Genomic DNA, 22,220 nt, shown 5'->3' with positions numbered 1-22,220 from the left:
ATCTTTTTCTCTTAATGTTTTAATTCGATAGGATCATTTGCTGCTTTTTCTATCGCCAATTGATGGTAAAATGGAATCATCTTCTCTTCTAATTGTGCACTGATTTCTTCAGCAGGTTTTTTATCTTGATTTAAATCAAAAAATGTATTGACTTCTTGTTTGCTGAAAGCCGCCATTGATTCATTATTCTGAAGTTCATTTTTTGGCAGTTTGGCAAGCATTGCAAACTCTCTCATCATCCATCTATGGTTAATTAGCTGTTTCTCGCTTTGTTTGCTTCTTTCAACTAATTTCAAATACTTGTTGTAAGCTGCTTTATCTTTTGCTTCTTCGCTGGTAACTCCGTGCATTTTATCTGTATTGACACGGCTAATTGCGGCTACATAAACTTTTTCGATATTTTCATCTTTGGCAGATATTTCACGGTTTAGTTTCTGTGCGATATCAAAAAGGACAGAGTTGTATTTCGAAATAATTTCTTTATCTGAATTATATTGATCAAGATAATCGAGTGTTTTTTCTTTGAATTTTTTGTCATCCAATTCCATTCTTGCACCATTTAAAAGTTTATTTAACTTTTCAGTTTCTTCTTCTGGCACTGGTTTTAGGTTGTTTTGAAGCTGTTCAAGATTGGCAATGATTTCAGCTTTTGTTCCTTCTAATGTCACATCTTTCGAAGAGATTTTCAGAGTGCTTTCTGGTGCTTCTTTTGCTGTAACTTCTGTTTTTTCTTCTACTCGTTTTGGGCGAAGTTTGATTTTGTCAAATGAATAAGCATAGGATAAAGTTGCTGTCAAATCATTATTGCGAACGGTTTGCGAACTGCTGAAAAGCGTAATACAGTTTAAACTGAAATTATGCTTTTGCAAATAAATGTATGAACCGTTTAAACGGATATTAATAATGTCGTTGACTTTATCACCATTATTGAAACTGGTGTTATAACTGGTAGAAAAGGAAGTATTTAGTTTTTTGTCATAAAATAATTTAGTAGCGCCAACCGTTGGTCCTAAAATTAAATTATCACTAGTATCTAGTTTTCCTATTGTACTGTTGAATGAAGCCGTCAGATTTAGATCTTTCTGTGGATATCCAATAATGTATGAAAGTCCTGTGTTATAATAAGTGCTCGCACCGCCAGCAATTGTTTTTCCTTCTTGCTGATTTACGGCATCTTGCATACTAAAAGTTGCATTGAAAGCTTGTTTCTGTCTTTTATCATTTTTCAAAAGATAATTAACTGTAAGCGCTGCATTTTGATTGACCTGTCTGTAATTTAAAGTGTCTAAATATTCATATTGAGAAGTCTGATTGATGTAATCAAACTGATTTCTGCTATTGGTAAATGATTGAAAATTAGAATAATTTACATTGAAATTTAATTTCTGATTTGCTCTGAAATCGGCACTAATAGATGAAACCAATCTTTTCATCTGGCTTTGTTTCTGTTTGTCCAGATTGTCTTTTTGCAAACCTAAATTCAAGTTTAAGCTCAATTTGTCTTTGTATAAAGTTTGAGAAGCATTAACAGTAACATTTTCTAAGTCATTATTGAAATAATAACCTCCCAATGTTCTGTAATTCGGATCGATACGTTCGTAACCTAAACCTAATGTTCCTTTTCCGGCTGGATAAACCAATTGCCCTTTCATTGCTTTATAGCTTGTCGTAGTCGAGTTAGAATTTACAAATAATGAAGCAACATTTTTTGCCTTTGTATTTCCTTCATCTCTTGTATCTTCTGTTATTGCACTGTTTGCAAATTCAGTTAAAACCTGTAATTTTTTGAATAGTTTAAAAGAGGTTTCAAAACTGATTGCAGCATTTTCTTTTGGAACAACTCCCAATTCGTAAGGAACTGGAATAGAAAGTGAGTTAATCTCATCTTTTGCTCTAAAAAAGGTAAGTCCAAGATTTACTTTTTCTAAGGCGTACTGTGTTTTAAAACCGTAACCAAATCTTTTATACGTTGGAACCAATTCGCTATTGATTGCATCATATTCGCTACTTTTAACCAAACGTCCGTACATGGCGCTGATTTTAAATTTGCCTTGCGGAGTTAAATCAACACCCAAACCAGTAAATTGATGTCCGCTTAAGGTGTATGGAGAAAAAGTCATGCTAACATCTCCAATATGTCCAGTTATCCATTTATAAGATGGATGGATGCTTAAACGATTCATTAGAACTGGTCTATTGTAACCAAAACTTTGATTGGTGTACGAAAATGAAAAAGGTATATTATATAATCCTGCGACATTCACATTGATATTTCCGTTTAAGAAATAGGTAAAAGGTTCTCTGGCAGCATTTCCAGAATAGAATACTCCGCTGGCAGAAGCGCCACCAGAGACATTTATTAATTTGGCTTTTCCTAGTTCTTCAACATTGAAATTTTGTGCAAATCCCAAGGATGTAAACAATAGTATGCTAAAAAATGATATTCTTTTTAAATTCATTATAATATATTCAGGGCATGAAATAGGGAAGGGCTGGCCTTATATTTCGAACTATTTTTATTAAAATTGACTTTTCGATCAAATGATCATGGTTTATTGTATAATCAGTTTTCTCAGTTTTGTTCCCTGCTGAGATTCAAACAATACAAAATAGATCCCCGATGGAAGTCCGTTTAAACTAAAATTGAACGAATACGTATCTTGTCCATTTCCGCTTTTAGAATCAATAACCACATTATTATTTAGGTTATAAACTTTTACACTTGCCGGCATTACTTTGTCTAATGTTGCATCGACAGTAAATATTCCATTAGAAGGATTCGGATAAACCTTTATATCAAATTTTTTCTGTAAATCTGTTTCATCCGGATCAACATATTCGCCCTCGGTTACCAAAATGGTTTTGGTTTGATAAGACGTACATCTTCCTTTTTCAGTATTTAATGTAATATCATATTCCCCCGCTTTTGTAAAACTCATTTCGGCATAATCTCCATTATTTGTTGTTACAATTGCTTCTGGAGGTAATTTCCATTCGATTCTATCTGCTTTTGGATTACTGATATCTACAATGATAAATTTCTCATTGACGAATACTTGAGAAGACATTGCAAACTCAGAACTGATAGCCGAATCTTGACTCGAAATATTAATTGTATCTGTTGCCTGACATCCTAATTTGTTGGTTACAACAACAGTATAATTTGCAGCTTGAGAAACGGTGATCATTGCATTTGTGCTTTTGAATCCTTTATCAGAAGTCCATAAGTAAGTTGCTTTATCATCATCAATCGTTGCATTGATTGTCAAGCTTTGATCGTAACATAGCGTAACGTCTTCGCCAAGATAAATCACATCTTTTGGAGGATTTTCGATTGTAAAATCATAATTCATCACACAGCCTTTATTGTCTGTAATTTTCAGCGTATAATCTCCAGCTGAAGCATTGCTTAAAACACTAGATTTTTCGCCTGTATTCCATAAATATTGATAAGGTGCTTGTCCGCCAAAAGTTGTCATGGTAATTGTAGCATCAGATCCTCCATAACAAGTTGGAATTTTGATTACTCCAGTAGCATCCAAATGCAATGGCGCTTTTACAGTAATAGATTTTGAGATCGTACATCCATTAAAATCTGTTACCGTCACAGTGTATGTACCAGGAGAAACATTCTTTAAAATTTCAGTCTTAGCTCCAGTATTCCATAAATAATTGTATGGTTTTGTTCCGCCTGTAACAGCTGGTGTAATTGTCCAGTCTTTTCCATCACCACAAAGTGTGTAATCTGAAGAAAGTGTATTGTCTAGTTGTTGAGGTTGGTCAATCGTAAACAAATCACTTTTTGAAATGTTGTTTTTGCTGTCAGTTACCTCAACATAATAAGTTCCGATTCCTAGATTTCCTAAAGTTATGTTAGTTCCTAAAACTCCAGTTTCTGGAACAGAATACCATTTGTATGTATAACCTGAGATACCTCCTGTTACATTTGCTCTAAGGCTTGCATTTTTATCTCCGTTACATAAAACAGAATTTATTTTGGTAATAGTTGCCACTAATAAATCTGGCTGTTTTACTTCGTAAAGTTCAGAAGTCACAGAACAGCCTTTTGCATCTGTCACAATTGCATAATATTTACCTGCCGAAAGATTTGAAGCTGTTGCTGTTGTTCCGTTTACGGCAGCATTTGCACTTGTAAACCATTTGTAATTGTATGTAGGAGTTCCGCCTTGAACAGTAATATTGATGCTTCCATTAGAAAGTCCAAAACCTGTTGTTGGAGTAATTGTTTTTTGAGTTATTACAAGTTGTTTTGGTTCTGAGATCTGAACATTTACTATTGAAGTATAATTACATCCTTTACTGTCCTGTACTTGTATGTCGTAAACATTTGCTTTTAGATTTGAAATGGTAGCAGATAAATTATCAAATGCAATCCAATTGCCGTATCCTGAATCTTGCGATTTGTAACGGTATTGGAAATTATTGCTTCCGCCTGCAGCTGTAAGATAAATTGCTCCATCGTTATAACCTAAACAGCTCGCATCTTTTAGTGTATTGGTAACAACAATTGGATCAGGTTGGGTAATTACGATTGAGTTACTAGTGACTTCTACTTTATTAAAATCTTTTACAATGGCATAGTAAGTTCCTATTTCTAGATTGCTTAGCAATGCATTTGATTCGTTTGGAATTTTTACATTGTTCTTATACCAAGTAATAGTTCTAATACCAAAACCACCTTTTACAACAGCTGTTATAGAAGCATTTTTACCATTGTTACATGTAATTTCTGCCGATTGAGCAATGTTAATTTCTAATACATTATTATTGAAATCAAATTCTGTAGATTTTGTACATCCAGTTGCATCTGTTGCAGAAATTGTAAAAATGCTTGAAGTTAGATTTGTAAAATCGACCTGTTTTAAGTTTGAATTTGTTACGTCTTTAATTATGTTTCCGTTGCTGTCTTGACATACATATCTGTAAGGTGCGACTCCACCAACAATTTCGATATGTAATGAACCGTCACTATTGCCTGCGGTTGGAATAGTTGGTACAATTTTGTCCAAATCAAATCCGAAATCCTGAGGCTGATCTATTACAATGTTGCTTAAAGTTCCAACACATAGATTTCCGTCATAAGCACTAACCGAGTAAGTACCTTTTCTTAAAGAATATTGGTTTTTATCTGTGCTTCCGTTACTCCATAAATAAGTGTAAACTGGTGCTCCAGCGACAATATCAGGAGTTCCTCCAATAACATCAATTTCAACAATTCCATCATTTCCATCATAACATGTTACATCTTGTTTGTTTGTAGTTGTAACAATAATTTGAGTTGGCTGTGTAATTTCGAATAGGTCAGAAGTTGTTTGATTGTTGTTTGAATCAATTACAGTTACATAATATTTACCTTTTGGAATATTTCCTGTAGTTCCTTCAGCATTTAAAATGGTATTGATTAAAGTACCGTTTTCGTTGTACCATTTATAAGTATAAAATCCTTGTGCATCTGGCACACCAGTTCCTGTAACTGCAGCAGCTTTCAAAATACCAGTTCCGTCAAAACAATCAATTACTTTTGCGATAGAAACATTTACTTTAAGTTCTAAAGGTTCTGTAATTGTAAAAGTTTGTTCTAAAGTACAATTTTTGCTATCGGTTACAAGAAGTTTGTAAGATCCCGCTGGCTGATTATCTAAAACTTCGGTAGTTTGATCAGCAATTTCGGTATTATCCTTAAACCATTTGTAAGTGTATGTTGGAGTTCCTCCAGAAATTTGAACTGTAATTTTTCCGTTACTTAAACCATATCCTGAAGCTGGTAGAATATTTTCGCTAATAGCTAATTCATTTGCTGGTTCCGTAATATTAATTGTTTCTGTTATCGAACAATTTACAGCATTATTATCAGATACTGTTACGGTGTATGTTCCGTATGGTAAATCTGTAATATTGGTTTTCCCGTTGTTATTTGCTGAATCGTAATTCCAAACAATATTATAGTCTGAAGAACCTCCAGTAATAGTCAAGTTTATTGTTCCATCATTTCCATTTTTACAAGAAACTTCTGTTTTAGTAAAAGTAATTGCTAATGGATCTGGCTGTGTAATTGTATATTCGTTTATTCCATATAAAATATTATTTTCTTGGTCTGTTACCTCAACAATATATTTTCCAGCTCCTAAATTAGAAACTTGATTTGTATTTGATAATGTTATATCTGAATCTAAAGCATTATACCACTTATAGATATATGCTGGTACTCCTCCAGTAATTGTTGCAGTCAATTCTGCAGTAGTGTCGCCATAACATTTTATTTCTGTATTTGGCGTCATGTCGATACCTGTAATATCAAGTCTAGGCGGTTGTGTTAATGTATATTCTTTCTCAATGGTACAATTGTTTTGATCTGTAACGGTAAGAACATAAGTTCCAATTGTAAGCTGATCAATTTTATTAGTGCTTCCGATAATAGGAGATGTTCCTTTTACTCTCCATTCATAAGTGTATGCTTGAGTTCCGCCAGTAACATTTACTTCTAGAATACCATTTTTGGTTTCAAAACCAGTTAAATTTTTAACTTGAAGATCATTAATTGCCAATGGAGCTGTTGGCTGGCTTACTATAATATCTTTTAGCTCAATAGTACAATTATTATCGTCTGTAATTAAAACACTATAAGTTCCTGCGAAAATTCCTGATAGATCTTTTGAAGTTTTATAAAAAGTTGCATCTTCACTATTTATCCATTGATATGTATATGGCGTGATTCCTCCAGAAATATTAATTGATATTGCTCCCGTTTGATTTCCATAGCATAAAACATTTACAACATTAGAAGCTAATGAAACGGTAAGTTGATCTGGCTGTCCAAGATCAATTTCTGCACTTTCAACTGCACCGACATTATCTGTTATAGTCAATTTATATTTTCCAAAACCTTGATTCGAAATTATGCTCGGAGCGCTCGAAATTGGATCGTAAGTACTGCCATTTAATTTAGACCATTCGTATGTATAGATTGAAGATCCTCCAGTTACTGTAGCTGTTATTTCTCCAGTTGTATTGCCAAAACATTTAATGCTTGACGTTTCTGCCAAGGAAACAACTAATTTCGGATTCTCTTCAACTGTAAAAGTTGCACTTACAGTGCAAGAATTCCCATCTTTTACTGTTAAAGTATAATCTCCAGCTTTAAGCCCAGTGATGTTTTTGCTATTTGAGTTGAATGCAGGAGTAACATTAGTAGAAACCCAGCTATACTCAAGTGTGCCAGTACCTTCAGTTGCATCAGCAAGAGAAATTTCTCCAGTGCTTTGTCCATTAATTAGCACTTTTTTAATGGTTGGAGTAGGGATAATTATAAGATTTGGCTGATCAATTAAAATATTGTTTATTGTTACTGAACAGTTGTTGGCATCTGTTACAGTTACCCAATATGTTCCTTTAACTAAAGAATTCTGATTTTTAGCCGTACTTCCGTTACTCCACAAGTAAGTATAACCAGTTCCCACTGTTCCGCCAGAGACAGTAAGTGTTGCAGTTCCATTTGCTTCTCCATAGCAGATTGTTTTAGTAGTGCTTACACTTGCTTGTAAAGGTTGGTTTGGTTGTATAAGCGTATACTCCGCAGAAACTGAAGGAGTTTGACCTTCATTTACTACGACCCTGTAGGTACCAAACGGGATATTGTTGATTTGTGCTTGTTCAGGTAATTGAGGGATTAAGTTTTGACCTTCAATTTTATACCATTTGTATGTATATCCAGAACCTAAACCTCCTACAGCTTTAGCTGTTATACTACCTGTTGATTCCCCAAAACACTTAACATCAGTATGGTCTTCAATTGCGACATCTAATGCCTTAAGTTCCAAATTTTCTTTAGTAGCAGTACAGCCATTAGCATCTGTTACAATAACAGAATAAGTTCCATTGTCAAGACCAGTTGCTTCGCCATTTTGGTCTGAATCTGGATTTATTAATGTTGTGCCTTTATACCAAGTGTAGGTATAACCAGGAGTTCCTCCAGTTGCAGATATTTTAATCTTTCCGTCAAGTGCTGACGAACTTGAAGGTTGGGTTTGTTGTATATTTGATCCAATTGATACTGGTGATGTAGGTCCTTCTATCTCAAAAGGAATTGGATTTGGAGAATATTTACAGCCTAATTTATCAGTAACCGTAAAGTAATATAGCCCTTTTTTTAATTGTGTTGGGTCTGCTACTACATTGTTTTGGCTATAGTCAGTACTAACAACAACTGTATAACCGCCAGTCGTTAATTCTGTTCCGCCAGTAATGTTAAATGTTATTTTTCCAGAAGCTTCGTTAAAACATTTAGCACCTACAGTAGTTGGTGTAACTTTAATTTCAGGATTATGTTTTACAGTTATAGTTTCGTAAGCATAATTTGGTGGTGTAGCATTATCAAATACTGTTAATGCATAGACACCAGCCTTACCAGTTACACTGCTGGTAGATTTAGTTTCTGTTGAATTATCTTCATAAGTTATCGTCCAAGAATAAGTATATGATCCGTTAGTTGTTAAAGTTCCTCCATCAGCAGTTGCCTTAAGGGTACTGGTTCCTCCAAAACAGTTGTTGATTACAGTTTCATTATAAGATACTGTTAGCTCTTTTAGAGGCTCGCCAACTTTAAATGTTGCTTTTTGGGTACATTTTTCATTTTCAGTTACAGTTACTTCGTAATCTCCAGCTTTTAATCCAGTGATATCTTTTGCTGTAGATGAAAAAGTACCATCTCCAATTTTTGTCCAAGAATAAGTGTAAGGTCCTACGCCATTAGTTATTCCGCCAGTTATTGGAAATAAAGTTATAGAACCATTTGCCAGACCTTTTCCTGAGGCAGCTTTTTCGGTTGCAGTAATAACAATCACAGCGGGATTACCTATCGTTACTCTTTTAACACCAGTTGGAGCTTGAGAGTGCGCAATGAAATTAGTAAGTAATAGAAAAAATAGTATAATTTTCTTCATATTTATAGTCTTTTGCATCTGTATCATGCAGTTATTTGTATTTCTAACTTTAATAAGTAATCTCGAATCGATTACCACCAAATCTATCTTTGATTTATTCAATTTTTGAATTTGAGCTTAAGGCAATGCCTTACCTGAAGCTTTATATTTGCACATCATTGGCGGTCACGCTTAAACAGTTTTTTTTATCTCTCACTTTTATATAATGATTTCCTTCTGTAAGGGTAAATACATTTGAAATAGCAGTAAACTCGACTTCAGTACCATTATCAACCGTATAATAATAAGGGCTTTCCCCTCCTGAAGCTTTTAATTGTATTTTGCCTGGTTCATTATGACATGCAGGTTGAGTTTCAATAATTTCAAATGTAAACTCACTTGGAGGACCAATTGTAAAGGCTGGATATGGCTCTTTATTTACACTGGTTTGTTGTGAACCGACAAAAGATTGATATTTGATATAGTAATTCCCCTGCGCTAAGCCTGAAAAGGTGTATATTTTATTTGTACTATCTACAGAAAGAGCAGGAGTTGGTATAAGCGCATTATCTGCGGTATAAAAATTAAACTCAAATCGTTCATTTGTAATTAATGCTCTATCAAATGTTAAGATTACTTTTCCATCGTTATTGTACACACAACTAGTCGTTTCTGGTTCAGGATTTTTATTTAAAAATGGAGGACAAGGAATTACGCTATAAGAAATAATATTAGAGTAAACTTCTTCTCCTGTTACTGAAGTATCTGAATCTATTAGAACACGAAAATCAATATTTCCAATATATGTTGTAGACAAATAGTTCGATCTATTGAATTGAAATGTTTCATTAAAAGCAGTGCTTATATTAGTTGACTGAAAACTTCCTCCTTCGATTCGATACTCCCAAAAGAAGCGTTGTGTTCCGTTGCATCCAACAGCTTGCAGATTTACTTTATCGCAGAAACTTGTTTCTTGTCCGTTTTGTGGATTTGGATTTACCAATACTTGATTACTAATTATGCTAAATTCTGGAACGATTTCGGCACCTGCTCGACCTCCAGAACCACCAACTCCATTAAAACAGTTAGCATTGAAATCAGTAGCAGTAAATGATGAATCCCAATCTTCTCCGCAAGGACCGCTACAATGATAAGTTTCTGGTCTATATGCATAAAAATAGAATTGAGTAGGTTTTTCATTAAAAATCAAATAGTCTCCAACATTTTTTATTGCAACAAGTAAATTTCCATCAGCTTTTTTAATCCAGTATTGATAATAATAATCACCACTCGGAAAAAAAGATGTTGTGTAACTATACGAACTAGTATTAGTATTCATAATATAGGTAGTCTGTGCGGAAAGACTTCCGACAGAAAATAAAATAATGAAAAAAGTATAGTAGAGTTTCTTCATATTATTGATTAGCACTTAAATCGATACAAGAATTTGTATCTCTTACTTTAATTGAATGTTCACCAGCAGATACATTTATTTCTCCTGTAGAAGAAGTAAATTGAACTTCCGAACCTGAATCTATTTTGTAAAAATATGTTCCTGTACCTCCAGATGCGGTTATTATTATTTTTCCTTGTTCATTATTGCATAGTGGTTGTAAATCAGTTACTTGAAATGTTAAGGCTTCTGGGAGAGAAATTTTAAACGTTGGATCAGGAGATGGATTTGTACTAGTTTCCTGAGCTCCAATAAAAGTTTGATATTTAAAAGAATAATCACCCGCGGGGACATCTGTAAAACTTAATTTTCGATTTACAGCATCAATTGAATAATCAGAAAATCCAACAGTTATATTCCCTGGCTGTTTGAAAAAAGTAAAAAGAAATTTTTCATTGGCTACTAAATCTCGGTCATAAGTTAAAACTAACTGGCCATCATTCTTATTAATGCAAGTCGTAGCTTTTGTGTCTGGAAGCCCAACTAATCCAGGAGGACACGGAATAATGTCATAAATAATCTCGTCAGTGAAACTTGTACCATAACCTGTTCTGATTTGGAGTTTGCTTTTTCCATCAGAGCCTCCTAAAGTTGCCATATTAAAAGAGATCGATCTTTTAGCTTGATAAGTGCTCGGAAAATCAGTCCAAGCTCCACTATCATAACGATATTGCCAGTTCCATCCTCTGGTTAATGTTATCATGTCATTTTTGCAATAATTGGTATTTACAGGTTGTGGGAGATAGATTCCCATCATATCAGCATCTCCAATACATCCTCCGAAATAATCTGAATCAAAGGTATTTGGATCGTAAGCAATAGTTTTACTTAAAGTACAATCGCTACCATCCTTGTTTCCCGCTGTACGACTGCTACATACAATTTTTGTTGGATTATCAGTTATGTAAAAGAAAGTATATGCAACAACGACATCATCTGTGGTATTACTGCCTTCAGTTACAGATTTAGAACCTATTGTTATACTTAAATTCCCTGCGTGACTTCCATTCCAGCCTTGAAAAGGGTCTAATGTTGTTCTTACGAGCATACCATATTTGGTTGCCTGTGCATTTGAAAATTGTATTAATCCAAAAAAGAGAAATAATACAGAAAGTAATTTTGTTCTCATTTTCTTAATCATTAGCGTTTTTATCTATGCAGCCACTGAGATCAGTAACTATTATATCGTAATTGCCTTCAGTTAGATTTCGAATGTAATATTTGCCATTACTAACCTCAGGAGTAACCTCGGTACTGTTTTTGTAAAAATGAAAGGGAGAAGTTCCGCTTGTAATCGTAACTTCTATAAATCCATCACTTCCGTCTACACATGATGGTTTTTGCTGATCTGTTATTTGAAAACTTAAAATTTGAGGTTCTTTATAAGTAAATGTTTGACTAGATGAGGTTAATGTACCTCTTGGTACAGTGCTCATTCTTGCTTGATAATTAATTTTATATTCCGCATTATTTTCAAGATTTCCGAGATCTACAAAAGAATATTTATAAAAACCTGTGGCATCATCATATGTGAGTTTTTCAACAACTGGCTGTGATTGAAGTGGAGTAGGTGTAGACAAAGTTGCTTTTTGAACATAAAGCGGTGCAATATCTTCGTTTAGATATAAGTCACGATCAAAATAAACAATTAGAGACTGAATATTATCACCAGCACACTTTGGCCCCTGGTAGGCAACTTTTTTTAATACTGGTGCACCTGCAGTGTATATAATACGATAAGAATCTGTAAATCCTCGAACACCATAGCCAAGTCGGAAATCAATTGGACCAAAATGATTTACATGATCAGCTCCTAAAATATCTTCTATAGTAAATGATGGGGTTGGAGTATTAATAGTGACTTTTCCAGCTACGACAGGGACATCAATCCATGTTGCTTTATTGTCTATGGAATATTGCCAATGATATACCTCAGAAGGAAATGGTATAGGACCACTTCCAGCTGTTGCAATTAAATCTATCATTTCCCCTGAAATATATTCAGGAGGTGTAAATGTTCCATTGGGATATAAATTGTAACCAGGTTTGCTTATGACGATTCCGTTTGGTCTGAAATTTTTTAACATAACAGTTCCTATACAGACCTGGGTACTTGGGTTTATAGAAAAACCACCGGCATTTCCGCCGCCAGTCAATGATTGTATAACTCCCAATGATGCATTAGTCGTTCCGTTGTATGTATAACCAGTATTTGTAATTACTTGATTTGCAATTTCACTGCAGACATAGTAAGGTATGGATGGCACACCTCCGCTACAGCTGCAAAATACCTGCGCAGAGAAATTATAAGTTGTAGAAACGGGAATGCTATAAGTTTTAATTGTAGATGCAGTACTAGTAATATTTTCGCTTATCAGAGTTGTTGTTCCATTTTTTAAAGCCCACATAGTAGTATTAGCATCACAAGTTTTTCTTGTTTGCGCAGGTACATTGGTATTGTTACAGCCAAAAGATCCTCTATAGTATTCCACATCAACAGAATAACTAAGGCCCGTCTGAGAGAATATTGGACTCGTCACTATAATAAGAAAAATAAAGTAAAGTTTCTTCATATACTATCGTTCGCACCTAAATCAATGCAATTATTTTTGATTATAACCTTTATATATTGTGTTGCAGAAGTGAGTTCAACTTCACTTCTTGAATCTATTTTATGGTAATAAGACGCTGTTCTTTCTGAAGCTTCAATTCTTACAGAACCATTTTGATCACAACATTGTGAATCAGTTCTAATAAGTTGAAAAATCAAAGGTGATATTTCAGTTATTAGCCCCAAAAAGAGAAATAATACAACGAGTAATTTTGTTTTCATCTTTTTAGTCATAAGCGTTTTTATCTATGCAGTTACTGGTATCAGTAACTACTATATTGTAATCCCCTTGGCTTAAATTTCTTATGTAATATTTTCCACCGCTCAATTCTGGAGTAACTTCTTCTTGATTCTTATAAAAATGAAAAGGCGAAGTACCGCTAGTAATTGTGATTTCAATAAAACCATCATTCCCTCCTGCACAAGAAGGAAGTTCGCCTTTAGTATTAAAACTTAATTTTTCAGGATCTATATATTTGAATGGAGTATTGGTGCTTTCTAAAGCTCCAGTATTCTGTTCATTTAATCTTGTTTGGTATTTGATATTGTAGGTTTGGCCATTTTCTAATGTTCCTAAATTTGAAAAAGAGTATTTATATTTTTGAGCTACCGAATCAAATACAAGAGATTTTATTACAGCTGTATTTTGAAGAGATATAGCTGATGTAACGCTATTTATGACATACATAACACTGATATCTTCATTTTGTGTAAGATTGCGATCAAAAAAGACATCAATTGCCTGAATATTATCTCCATTGCACTTAGGGCCTTGATAAAAAATTCTTTCTGCTACTGGAGCACAAGGTGAATAAATAATAGTAAATGTTTCAGAAAAAGGTCTTCCGATGTAACCAAGCCTAAAATAAAGAGGTTTTTTAAAATAATTAATATGCGAATTACCTAAAATTTCTTGTATAGAAAATTCAGTAATAGCTCTATTATTTTTAGCAATTGGCAAGTCAATCCAAGTTGTATTATCGACAGAATACTGCCAATGAAATGCTACGTCAGGATAAAGTCCAGCACCATTTACAGATAAATTTAGCATTTCACCAGCACATACATTATTTGGATTTTCAAGATTTAAATTGGTAATAACAAAATTACTTGGTTTGAACTTCGAAATGCGCGCTGTAATTCCGCAAGGAGAATCACTAAATCCAGCAAAGCCATTTACTATTAAATTATCAAGTGTGCTAGTCACAGAAGTGTTTGTATTGCAAGATCCGCTATTACCGCTTTCATAATGGACACTTCCTGTAGAATTGATTGAGATTAAAAATGTACTTCCTATTGAAAAGACTTTGTTTGTATAGCTTGTTGTATTTTTGGCATTTGGAACATAACCATTTTTACTGCCTGAAGCTACCGTAATTGTGCTATTTTGTTTCACAGACCAAGAAAACTGTGTTGCTTCAAAAGTATTATAAGTAGGTCCCTGTGCACCTTCCCAGCAAGTATTACATAATACACCATCTACTACATCAAAATCATAAGTTTGACAATAGCAAAATGCATTAGTAAACAGAAAAAATAGTAAGTAGAGTTTCCTCATGCTGGTATTAAACTTGGGGTTTAAAAAACTAGATTTATAAATTAAAATTTGACAGTATAGAAATCCATTTTAGACGTTCTTCCATCTTTAAATAATGCTCGTATTCCGTATTTATAAGTTGTGTTAATTGTTAGTGTTGGATCTGATAATTTTCTGGTTTCTGATTTTACAACTTGAATAAGTTGTAATGGCTCTGCATTGGTTGCTTTGTAGATTTCAAAACTTTCTACATTGCTTTCATCATAATTCCAAGACAAATCAATGCTTTTAGTATTGACATTGGCTTGCGCGAAAAATCCTTTTACAGCTTGTTTTACAGTATAATTTGGCACAAACAATGCAACTTCTGGTGAAGCATTAGAAACTAATCCGCTTTCATCTTTCGCAAAAATTGCATATCTATAGGTATTGCCTTCTTTTGTCTTTTTATCCTGATAAGTTTCAATTTTATCTGTGCCATTCCAGATTAATTCCCATTGCGCTTGGTCATTTTCTTTTCGATAAAGCTGATGTGATTTTGCATCTTGGCTTTGGCTATTTATCCATTCTAAATTGACTACTCCATCTACAATTTCATATTTAGTAAAAATTGGAGAAGTAGGAGGAATCACGTCTGGTTTTTTAACAATTAAAGTTTCTGAAAATGGAGACATATTATAGCGATAATCGACAGCTATAATTTTGTAATATACCTTATCATTCAAACTTTTAATAACCACTTTGTCCTCATAAGTATTTTTTTCGTGTGGACTAACAGTCAACTGACTAAATTCTTCTCCAGCAATATTTCCTCTATATATACGATATCCTAAAAGATCTTTTTCTTTATTTGGTGTCCAAGATAATTTTACAACTCCTAAACTATCAATAGTAGCTTTTAAACCAAGAGGCTTTGCTGGCGGAATAGAATCTACAGGCTGAACAAGCATAGGGAAAGAGGTTCTGCTGCTTCCGTTTTTTCCAATTGCTGTTATGGTAAAATAATTTGTGCCAGCAAGTTTATTAAAAGTTACCGAACGATCTTTAGGTGGAATATTTTTAAGAACTTTAACGTATTTGTCGTCATCATAATCAGAACGATTTAGTTCGAAACTAGAAATTTCTGGATTCCCTTCTTCAGGAAATTCCCAAGTTAAAGTAACAGTAGAATCATCTTTGAACTCCTTTACGGTCAAATGAGGTACATATTTTAGTAAAGATTTCCCTTTACCAGAAACGACATCAGAATAAGGGCCTAACTCACCAAAAGGAGAAATACCCTGAATACGATAACTATAAGAAGTATTATTAGAAATAGAATCTACATAAAAAATTCTATTGTTGTTTGAATTTTCCTGACTTAAACTAGTATATGGTTTTTCTGTAATTCTTTTATAGTTAACCTTATCTGTTGATCTTTCTACATAATAACTTCCATAAACATGTGCTAGAATTTTAAAATTCCAGCTTAACATAGTATTGTTGTCTGTAAAATGAGCCGTAAGATCCATTGGTTTTGGTAAAGGCTCATATTCTTTTAAACTTACGAAAACACCTCCATAAACAATACCTAATTCCTTTTCAGGAACATTTGAGGAAATGCGATAGGCATATTTTTCATTTTGTTTGACATTTTTATCTTCAAAACCTAAACCTGCTTTTTTTGCAATTTCAAAATCTTTGTCGGCTGTATATAATGCAAATGTAAAACGCTGTTCTGCTTCCTCAGAAAGGTTTACAATAGATTCTAAATTATCACCTCCAGCTACGCTAAAACTTTCTCCAAAAATTGCTTGTGCCATGATGGCTGCATTATCATTTCCATCAATTAATTTTTCCCAGGTTTCTACAGGTTCTGGTTTAAACGCTTCAGCTAAAACAACACGTTCTGGTTTTGTCAGTGTTTTATTGTCTCTTGTAACGGTGAATCTTTCGATTAAATAACCATAAGTATTTAATTTTTTCCAAGCAATTGGAGTGTTTACTGCCCAACGCAGTAAAATACGATCTTTTTGAACCCTTGCAATTACTTGGATTTCGTTCTTTTTTTCTATGTCATTATTTTCTTTAGAATTGTTTTGCGCAATTCCAGAAAAAGTGAAAATTAAAGAAAGGATAAAGAAAAATTTGAACTTCATTATTAAATTGATTTATTGAATGTGAATACAGAACTGCTTCCTAATTGTCCTCCAGGAAGAGTGTAATTCAGTTTTATGTTATAGTTTCCTTGTTTGATATATGGGAATTTCCCATTAATGATATAATCATACTTCGTAATCATTTGCTGATTAAGAGAGTTTATGTACTTATTTACCACTTTATATCTTAGATTAACAAAATCTGTTTTATAGTAGTATGGCATATTATATCTGTATGGCAAATATTCTTTAAGCATAAAACTTGTTGGATTATTAATTAAATAATCTTGATACCAAGCCAATGTTTCTACACCTTTTGTTGGCGGAACTCCAAGAGTTGATGCATTTCTGTCAAATTGAAGATCTGCTTCTAAAGGATATCCTTGATAAATCAATGGGAAAATCTCGTTCTTATAATAGCTATCATCTAGAATCGCTTCGACATTTACCAATGGAACAAACATTGTTTTTGCATTACCAATAATTTCGATTTCATCAAATGGTTCAGTCGAACTGTTTAATGACTGTAAAGCATGAACATCAGAGTAGATAATTTCTACCAAAGTTTGTTTCGGTTTCTTTGCCGCCATTTTTTCTGAGAAGCTGTTATATTGGCTTGTATTGAAATTATATTGCAATAATTCAACGCCGTCACCACCAGTTACAACTTCTGCCAGTTTACTGTCTTTTATTTCAACATTTGCATTTTCACCCAAATCTTGGTTCGTATAACTTTCTTTCAAATTGCTGTTGGCATCACTTTTTGTTTCAAGTGTCATTAAAGAAATATTATAAGTTTTAGATGTTTGTAACGCTGGCAAATCTATACTTACTTTTTTCAGAGTACTATTATAAGTTATTGCCCCAGTACTTGAAGCTGTTCCAGTTTTGTAGAATGCTTTTTGAGACTGTCCTTGTTTTAATTCAAACAAATAAGGCTGTCCTTGTTTTAGCACTACATATGCTTGTTTAGATTCATTTTGATAAACATATTTCTGATCTATTACAGGATAACAATACGCAATATTGGTTACAGGAATATTGTTTGGCGCAAGTCCTGTAGCGAAATTTCTAACCTCCGTTTCAGTAGCAACCTGACCTTTGTCTAAAACCGTTTTCCATGCTCCATTAGTAAATTCCTGAAAACTTACTTTTACCGTACTGATAAGATTTGAGTTTGGAGGAAATACATCAAAAGGAGTAAAGCTTAATAAATCTTTAGTTTGATTCCATGTTATTTCTCCTGGAATCACAACACCATCTTTTTTAATCGTGTATTCTTCCAGTTTAAGTCTATATGTTTTAACGCCTGAATCTTCTTCTAATGTGAAACTTTTATCTACTGGTACATTAAAACCTACCTGAGGCACTGCAAAAACACTTACATCTTTTGCACCTTCACCTGGCGTAATGTCAGCAATTGTTTTTAATCCGCCTAATGGTGCGTCATTGACAAACTCACATTGTTTTCCAAATTCCAATTTAAACCTAAAACTTCCTTTAATGGCACCGCCGAGTAAGTTAAAATAACCTCCGAGATAACCTCGAATCCAGACGGGATTAGGCAGTTTGGCCTGTAAAAGAACAGCTCCACCACCTTTTATGATAGATATTTTCTTTCTAATCATGAATAATTTGATGTTGATTCCGAGTTCTCCCTGCAGATAAGCATAGGATTGCCCATTAGCATACCATCCATTAAGACCAATTTGTCCAGAACCTTTACATTGTGCTTCGCCATAATCCTTAACCATAATATCAAATCCAAATCCACATTGGAAATTGGCATAAAAGATCAAGAAGGTTAAATCACCAGTTTTTAAACTAAAATCAGATCCAAAAGCAAAACCTTTACCATTTCCAATACTGTTTTCATCTCTCATATAATCTAGAGATTCAACACTAACGCCTAATATTTGAGCAACAATGTCTGGTGGAGGAGGACTGGCAGGAATATCGTCTCCAATCATAAAGTAACCTCCAGCTTCTACTTCAAAAGAACCAATTGCTAGTTTTATTCCTAAACGATCTGTTGGTGTACCCATTCTAATGTACCACTTATCTGGTGCAAAATGCAGTACTGCCCAACCGGCTCTATTGCCAGAAGCACGACCTTTGATGAAACCTCCAGGAGTGTCGATATATAAATCAAAAGTTCCGTGTAAAGTTTTAGATCTAAAGTCATATTCGATTGCTGCGAAAGCATTAATTCCCATTCTCGCTTTAACATCTGTAGGATATAGCTGCTCGGCTGCTTTAGAAAGATTTGAAGTTTTCAAAGCTTCTAATGCAACAGATGACATTAAAGATTCATTTTCAGTTACGGTTTTTAAAGCTTCTGTTAATTCAGATGCTCCAGGTATTTCGAATGTTTGCATTACGTGTCCTTCACCATACAAACTGATTCGATTAATACCACCATGCGTATTAAATGCAATTTCAAATCCTGCACCACCCCAAAAGGCATCTGCAGTTGCTGTTCCAGCAAATTTGATCATCGCTTTAACACCAAGACCAGAATCTATATCTGGAACATAATTTGAACCCGACGCGACAAAGCTGCTGCTAAATCCGTCTTTTCTCATTTTGTAGTAAGCACCACCGCCAAAACCTTTAAAAGTGATGGCACCTGCAGGAATATTTAGATTGTCAACCATGGCATCAACATACCAATATCTAAATCCTTTACAGCCAAATATTGCATTTGCTTCAACAGAAATACCACCTGTAAAATCGGCACCAAGCATTCCTTTAAAACCATTTCCATAAATAGGATCATCATCCAGAATGGTAATACTTCCTTTAAATTTTACACCTCCAAGATCGGCGGCTATTTTTATTTCTTCAAATTTAACGCTGTCGAATTTCCATTTCTGAATTCCCTCATTTTCTTTAAATTTCCCAATAAGATCAAATTTGGTACGGCCATTAAATTGATCTTTCATCATATTAACAGAAAGATCAAGTCGTAATCTTGCCGAATTATCATCAGCAATAAGCGCTATTTCATGAATCGTAATTGGAAAGTTTGCAACTTTTGAAGATCCTAGCTCATCATCGTAATTATCTTTATAACCAAAATAATCAGTTTTAAGAATAGGTGTTACAGTTTGAAGCTGAAGGTTCTGGAATATGATTCCTTCAAAAAGAATAATTTTTTTAGATTCAGGAACTTCACCGTCTACTAACTTAGGAGTTCCATCAGGTGTGGTAACTGCTTTTCCTGTAGTTGGATCTAGCTCTATTTGGTTACCATCCTTATCTATTGCTCCTTTTTCAATTTCACCCTTTGCATTAGTGGTTTCTGTGCGATACTTAATACCGCTTTTTATGTCTTCAGGATCAAAGGTTTCGTTTAGGACTTTTTTAGTTTCAGTTCCGTCTTTTGCTTCACTTTTTTCTAAAATAGCAGTTTTAATGGTCAGGTTACCATTTAATAATGCTTTGGGTAAAAATTTACCTTCCTTTACTTTTAATTCAATGTAAGAACCTTTTTCAATATTTGCAGTTGCCTTAAAAGCTGAAAAACACAAATTTTTGGCTATTTCTGCTTTTAAAAGATAGGAATTATCAATTGGGTTTATGATTGCATTATACGCAAGTTCAACGACAGCACCATCTTTACATTTTGCTCCAGTATTTGTTATCGGAAGAACAAAAGATCCTCCAAATCCACCCGCAACTAAAGTATTGGCTTTAAATCCTAAATTGATGCTTTTTACAGAAAATGACCATCCGCCAGCACTTCCAGAATTAATATCTAAAATGTTATTAGCCGCAAATGTTCCAGAAACACCCATTCCGTCAATAAGTAAATCAGTGGCAGAAAAAGCAACCCTTTTCTGTCCTGATTTTATTTTGAATTCCTCGGGTAATGTGATTTCTACAGTTTTAGCATAAAAACCTCTCCATAAAGATTCGTTTCCTGGAACTAGATAGTCTTTTTGATAATTGGTTGGCCAGACTATTTTATCGGAATTTCTAAGGTCACTTAAATCTATCTTAGCATCTTTTACCTGAAAGCAAAGACCAGAAAAATTTGTAATTTGAAATTTTGGAAGTGACATTTCAATTAAAATATCATTCCAATTCGTTGCCTTTGTATTAAAAGTCCCGATTACGGGTTTGTCTTTAATGATTTTATTATCGGCATCTACAGGAACAATTATTTTTTGTGAAAACTGTACATCCGCTGTAATACCAAGCTCTTTAAAACCGTTACAATCAATAGTTACATAGGTTTTATTGTCAATTTTTCCAGTGGTCATATTCATACCGCCTTTCAAAATCAAAATAGCTTTACTCCCTAAAATAGGAATAGGAACATCACCAAGTAAAACTAAATTAGTATCGCCTGTTAATCCTCCTTTATGAGATAATTTAATATTGTTTGCTCCAAAGAACAATTCTTTTCTTCTACCAGTAGAATCAGCTTGAGGAATGATAATTCTAACAAAAGCCGTTAATTCAGTATATTTTGGTGTAAACTTAGCACTGCTGATCCCAAGCATATATTGAACTCCGCCAATTGTCTTTTTGATTCCAAGCGGAAGCATAGATAATTTTTGAGGCTCAAGAAAATCAGTAACATTGCTGCTTTTTTCTATTTCTTCAAAAGTAGCTTTTGCCAGTTTTAAATCCTCATTGGTTTCCTGTGCTATAGGGAAATTCTTTTTTAAATAACCATTTGTAAATTCACTTTCAGAATTTTGATGATAGTTAAAAGAGTTTGAAGAAGAATTGGCAACATTATTTAAAATAATGTTTTTTGAAGGTACAAGTTTTTTAGGATTACTTAATGTATCTATATAAGTATTAGAAAAACTATTAAAACTTACAAGAAATAAAACGACACTTAATACAAAAGAAGGAAACTTTGAAGTAATTTTTTTCAATTTATAGTAGGTTTGGTTATGTATTTTGAGATTGGGGCTATTAAAGAAGAATTGCTAAAAAAGTTAAAATTTTGGGAATTCTAATCTTTAGAGTAGCAATATTTAAGAATGTAAAGTTATTTCCATAGAATCTGATTTGGTTTAAAACGTAATAGACTATTAAAATTTTCCCAAAAGTATATATTTAGTTATATAAATCCTTACGGTTTTCCACATTCTGAAGAAAAAATAAACTAATAGTATAAAAAAAGCCTTCTGAAACTCAGAAGGCTTATAAATTATTTATCTCTTTTTTTGCTGTCCTGGAGCATAAGCTTTAGCACTTTTGTCTCCATTCATTTTTTTAGCTTGTCCTGGCGGTATTTTTTTACCTGAAGTTGTGTGAGTGTGTGTATGCGTGTGTGTACTACAACTGATTACACTTAATACTAGGAACACAAGTACTAGCACAATTACTGCGATTTTGGTAAATTTTGATGTTTGCATTTTTTTTTATTTTTATTTGAGGTGTTGCAAATATAATCGAAATGTTATCTTTAGCTATATTTCATCTTAGTTTAAAATGATTTCAAATAAATTAGTGACTAGTCCTAAATAATCGATACAGATTATTAGACAAATATATTTAATTAAACACCTGTAAGAAC

10 protein-coding genes are annotated in these 22,220 nt (G+C 33.5%); all 10 read right to left on the bottom strand.

What is annotated here, in order from left to right; translation table 11 throughout:
- Positions 1–11 precede the first annotated feature (11 nt).
- The 10 genes from DM444_RS00485 to DM444_RS00440 all read right to left on the bottom strand — a co-directional run bounded on the left by DM444_RS00485 (position 12) and on the right by DM444_RS00440 (position 22,059).
- Positions 12–2,459, bottom strand: coding sequence for a TonB-dependent receptor (locus DM444_RS00485; RefSeq protein WP_162614887.1), 2,448 nt, complete (start codon positions 2,457–2,459; stop codon positions 12–14).
- Between the two features lie 93 nt (positions 2,460–2,552).
- Positions 2,553–8,960 (bottom strand): T9SS type A sorting domain-containing protein, encoded by a 6,408-nt coding sequence (locus tag DM444_RS00480; protein WP_162614886.1) that lies wholly within the window; start codon positions 8,958–8,960, stop codon positions 2,553–2,555.
- Positions 8,961–9,102: 142 nt separating this feature from the next.
- Complete coding sequence (locus DM444_RS00475) at positions 9,103–10,353, bottom strand: hypothetical protein (RefSeq protein ID WP_162614885.1); 1,251 nt, start codon at positions 10,351–10,353, stop codon at positions 9,103–9,105.
- Position 10,354: 1 nt separating this feature from the next.
- Positions 10,355–11,521 carry a hypothetical protein gene (locus DM444_RS00470; protein WP_162614884.1) on the bottom strand — a complete coding sequence of 389 codons (1,167 nt, stop codon included), beginning with the start codon at positions 11,519–11,521 and terminating at the stop codon, positions 10,355–10,357.
- Between the two features lie 4 nt (positions 11,522–11,525).
- Positions 11,526–12,965, bottom strand: coding sequence for a hypothetical protein (locus DM444_RS00465; RefSeq protein ID WP_111282957.1), 1,440 nt, complete (start codon positions 12,963–12,965; stop codon positions 11,526–11,528).
- Entirely contained in the window at positions 12,962–13,225 is a 264-nt protein-coding gene (locus DM444_RS00460; protein ID WP_162614883.1) for a hypothetical protein, read from the bottom strand. Before DM444_RS00460 ends, DM444_RS00465 begins: the two co-directional genes overlap by 4 nt.
- 4 nt (positions 13,226–13,229) lie before the next feature.
- Positions 13,230–14,561, bottom strand: coding sequence for a hypothetical protein (locus tag DM444_RS00455; RefSeq protein ID WP_111282953.1), 1,332 nt, complete (start codon positions 14,559–14,561; stop codon positions 13,230–13,232).
- Positions 14,562–14,602: 41 nt separating this feature from the next.
- The gene (locus DM444_RS00450; protein WP_111282951.1) at positions 14,603–16,678 is read right to left on the bottom strand and encodes a fibronectin type III domain-containing protein; all 2,076 of its coding nucleotides are present in this window, start codon (positions 16,676–16,678) and stop codon (positions 14,603–14,605) included.
- A 2-nt stretch (positions 16,679–16,680) separates the two neighbouring features.
- Complete coding sequence (locus DM444_RS00445) at positions 16,681–21,573, bottom strand: hypothetical protein (RefSeq protein WP_111282949.1); 4,893 nt, start codon at positions 21,571–21,573, stop codon at positions 16,681–16,683.
- Between the two features lie 282 nt (positions 21,574–21,855).
- Positions 21,856–22,059 (bottom strand): hypothetical protein, encoded by a 204-nt coding sequence (locus tag DM444_RS00440; RefSeq protein ID WP_111282947.1) that lies wholly within the window; start codon positions 22,057–22,059, stop codon positions 21,856–21,858.
- Between the last annotated feature and the right edge of the window lie 161 nt (positions 22,060–22,220).

This window comes from Flavobacterium ginsenosidimutans, assembly GCF_003254625.1.
Lineage (GTDB): Bacteria > Bacteroidota > Bacteroidia > Flavobacteriales > Flavobacteriaceae > Flavobacterium > Flavobacterium ginsenosidimutans.
This window is presented reverse-complemented; position numbering and strand designations above follow the sequence as displayed.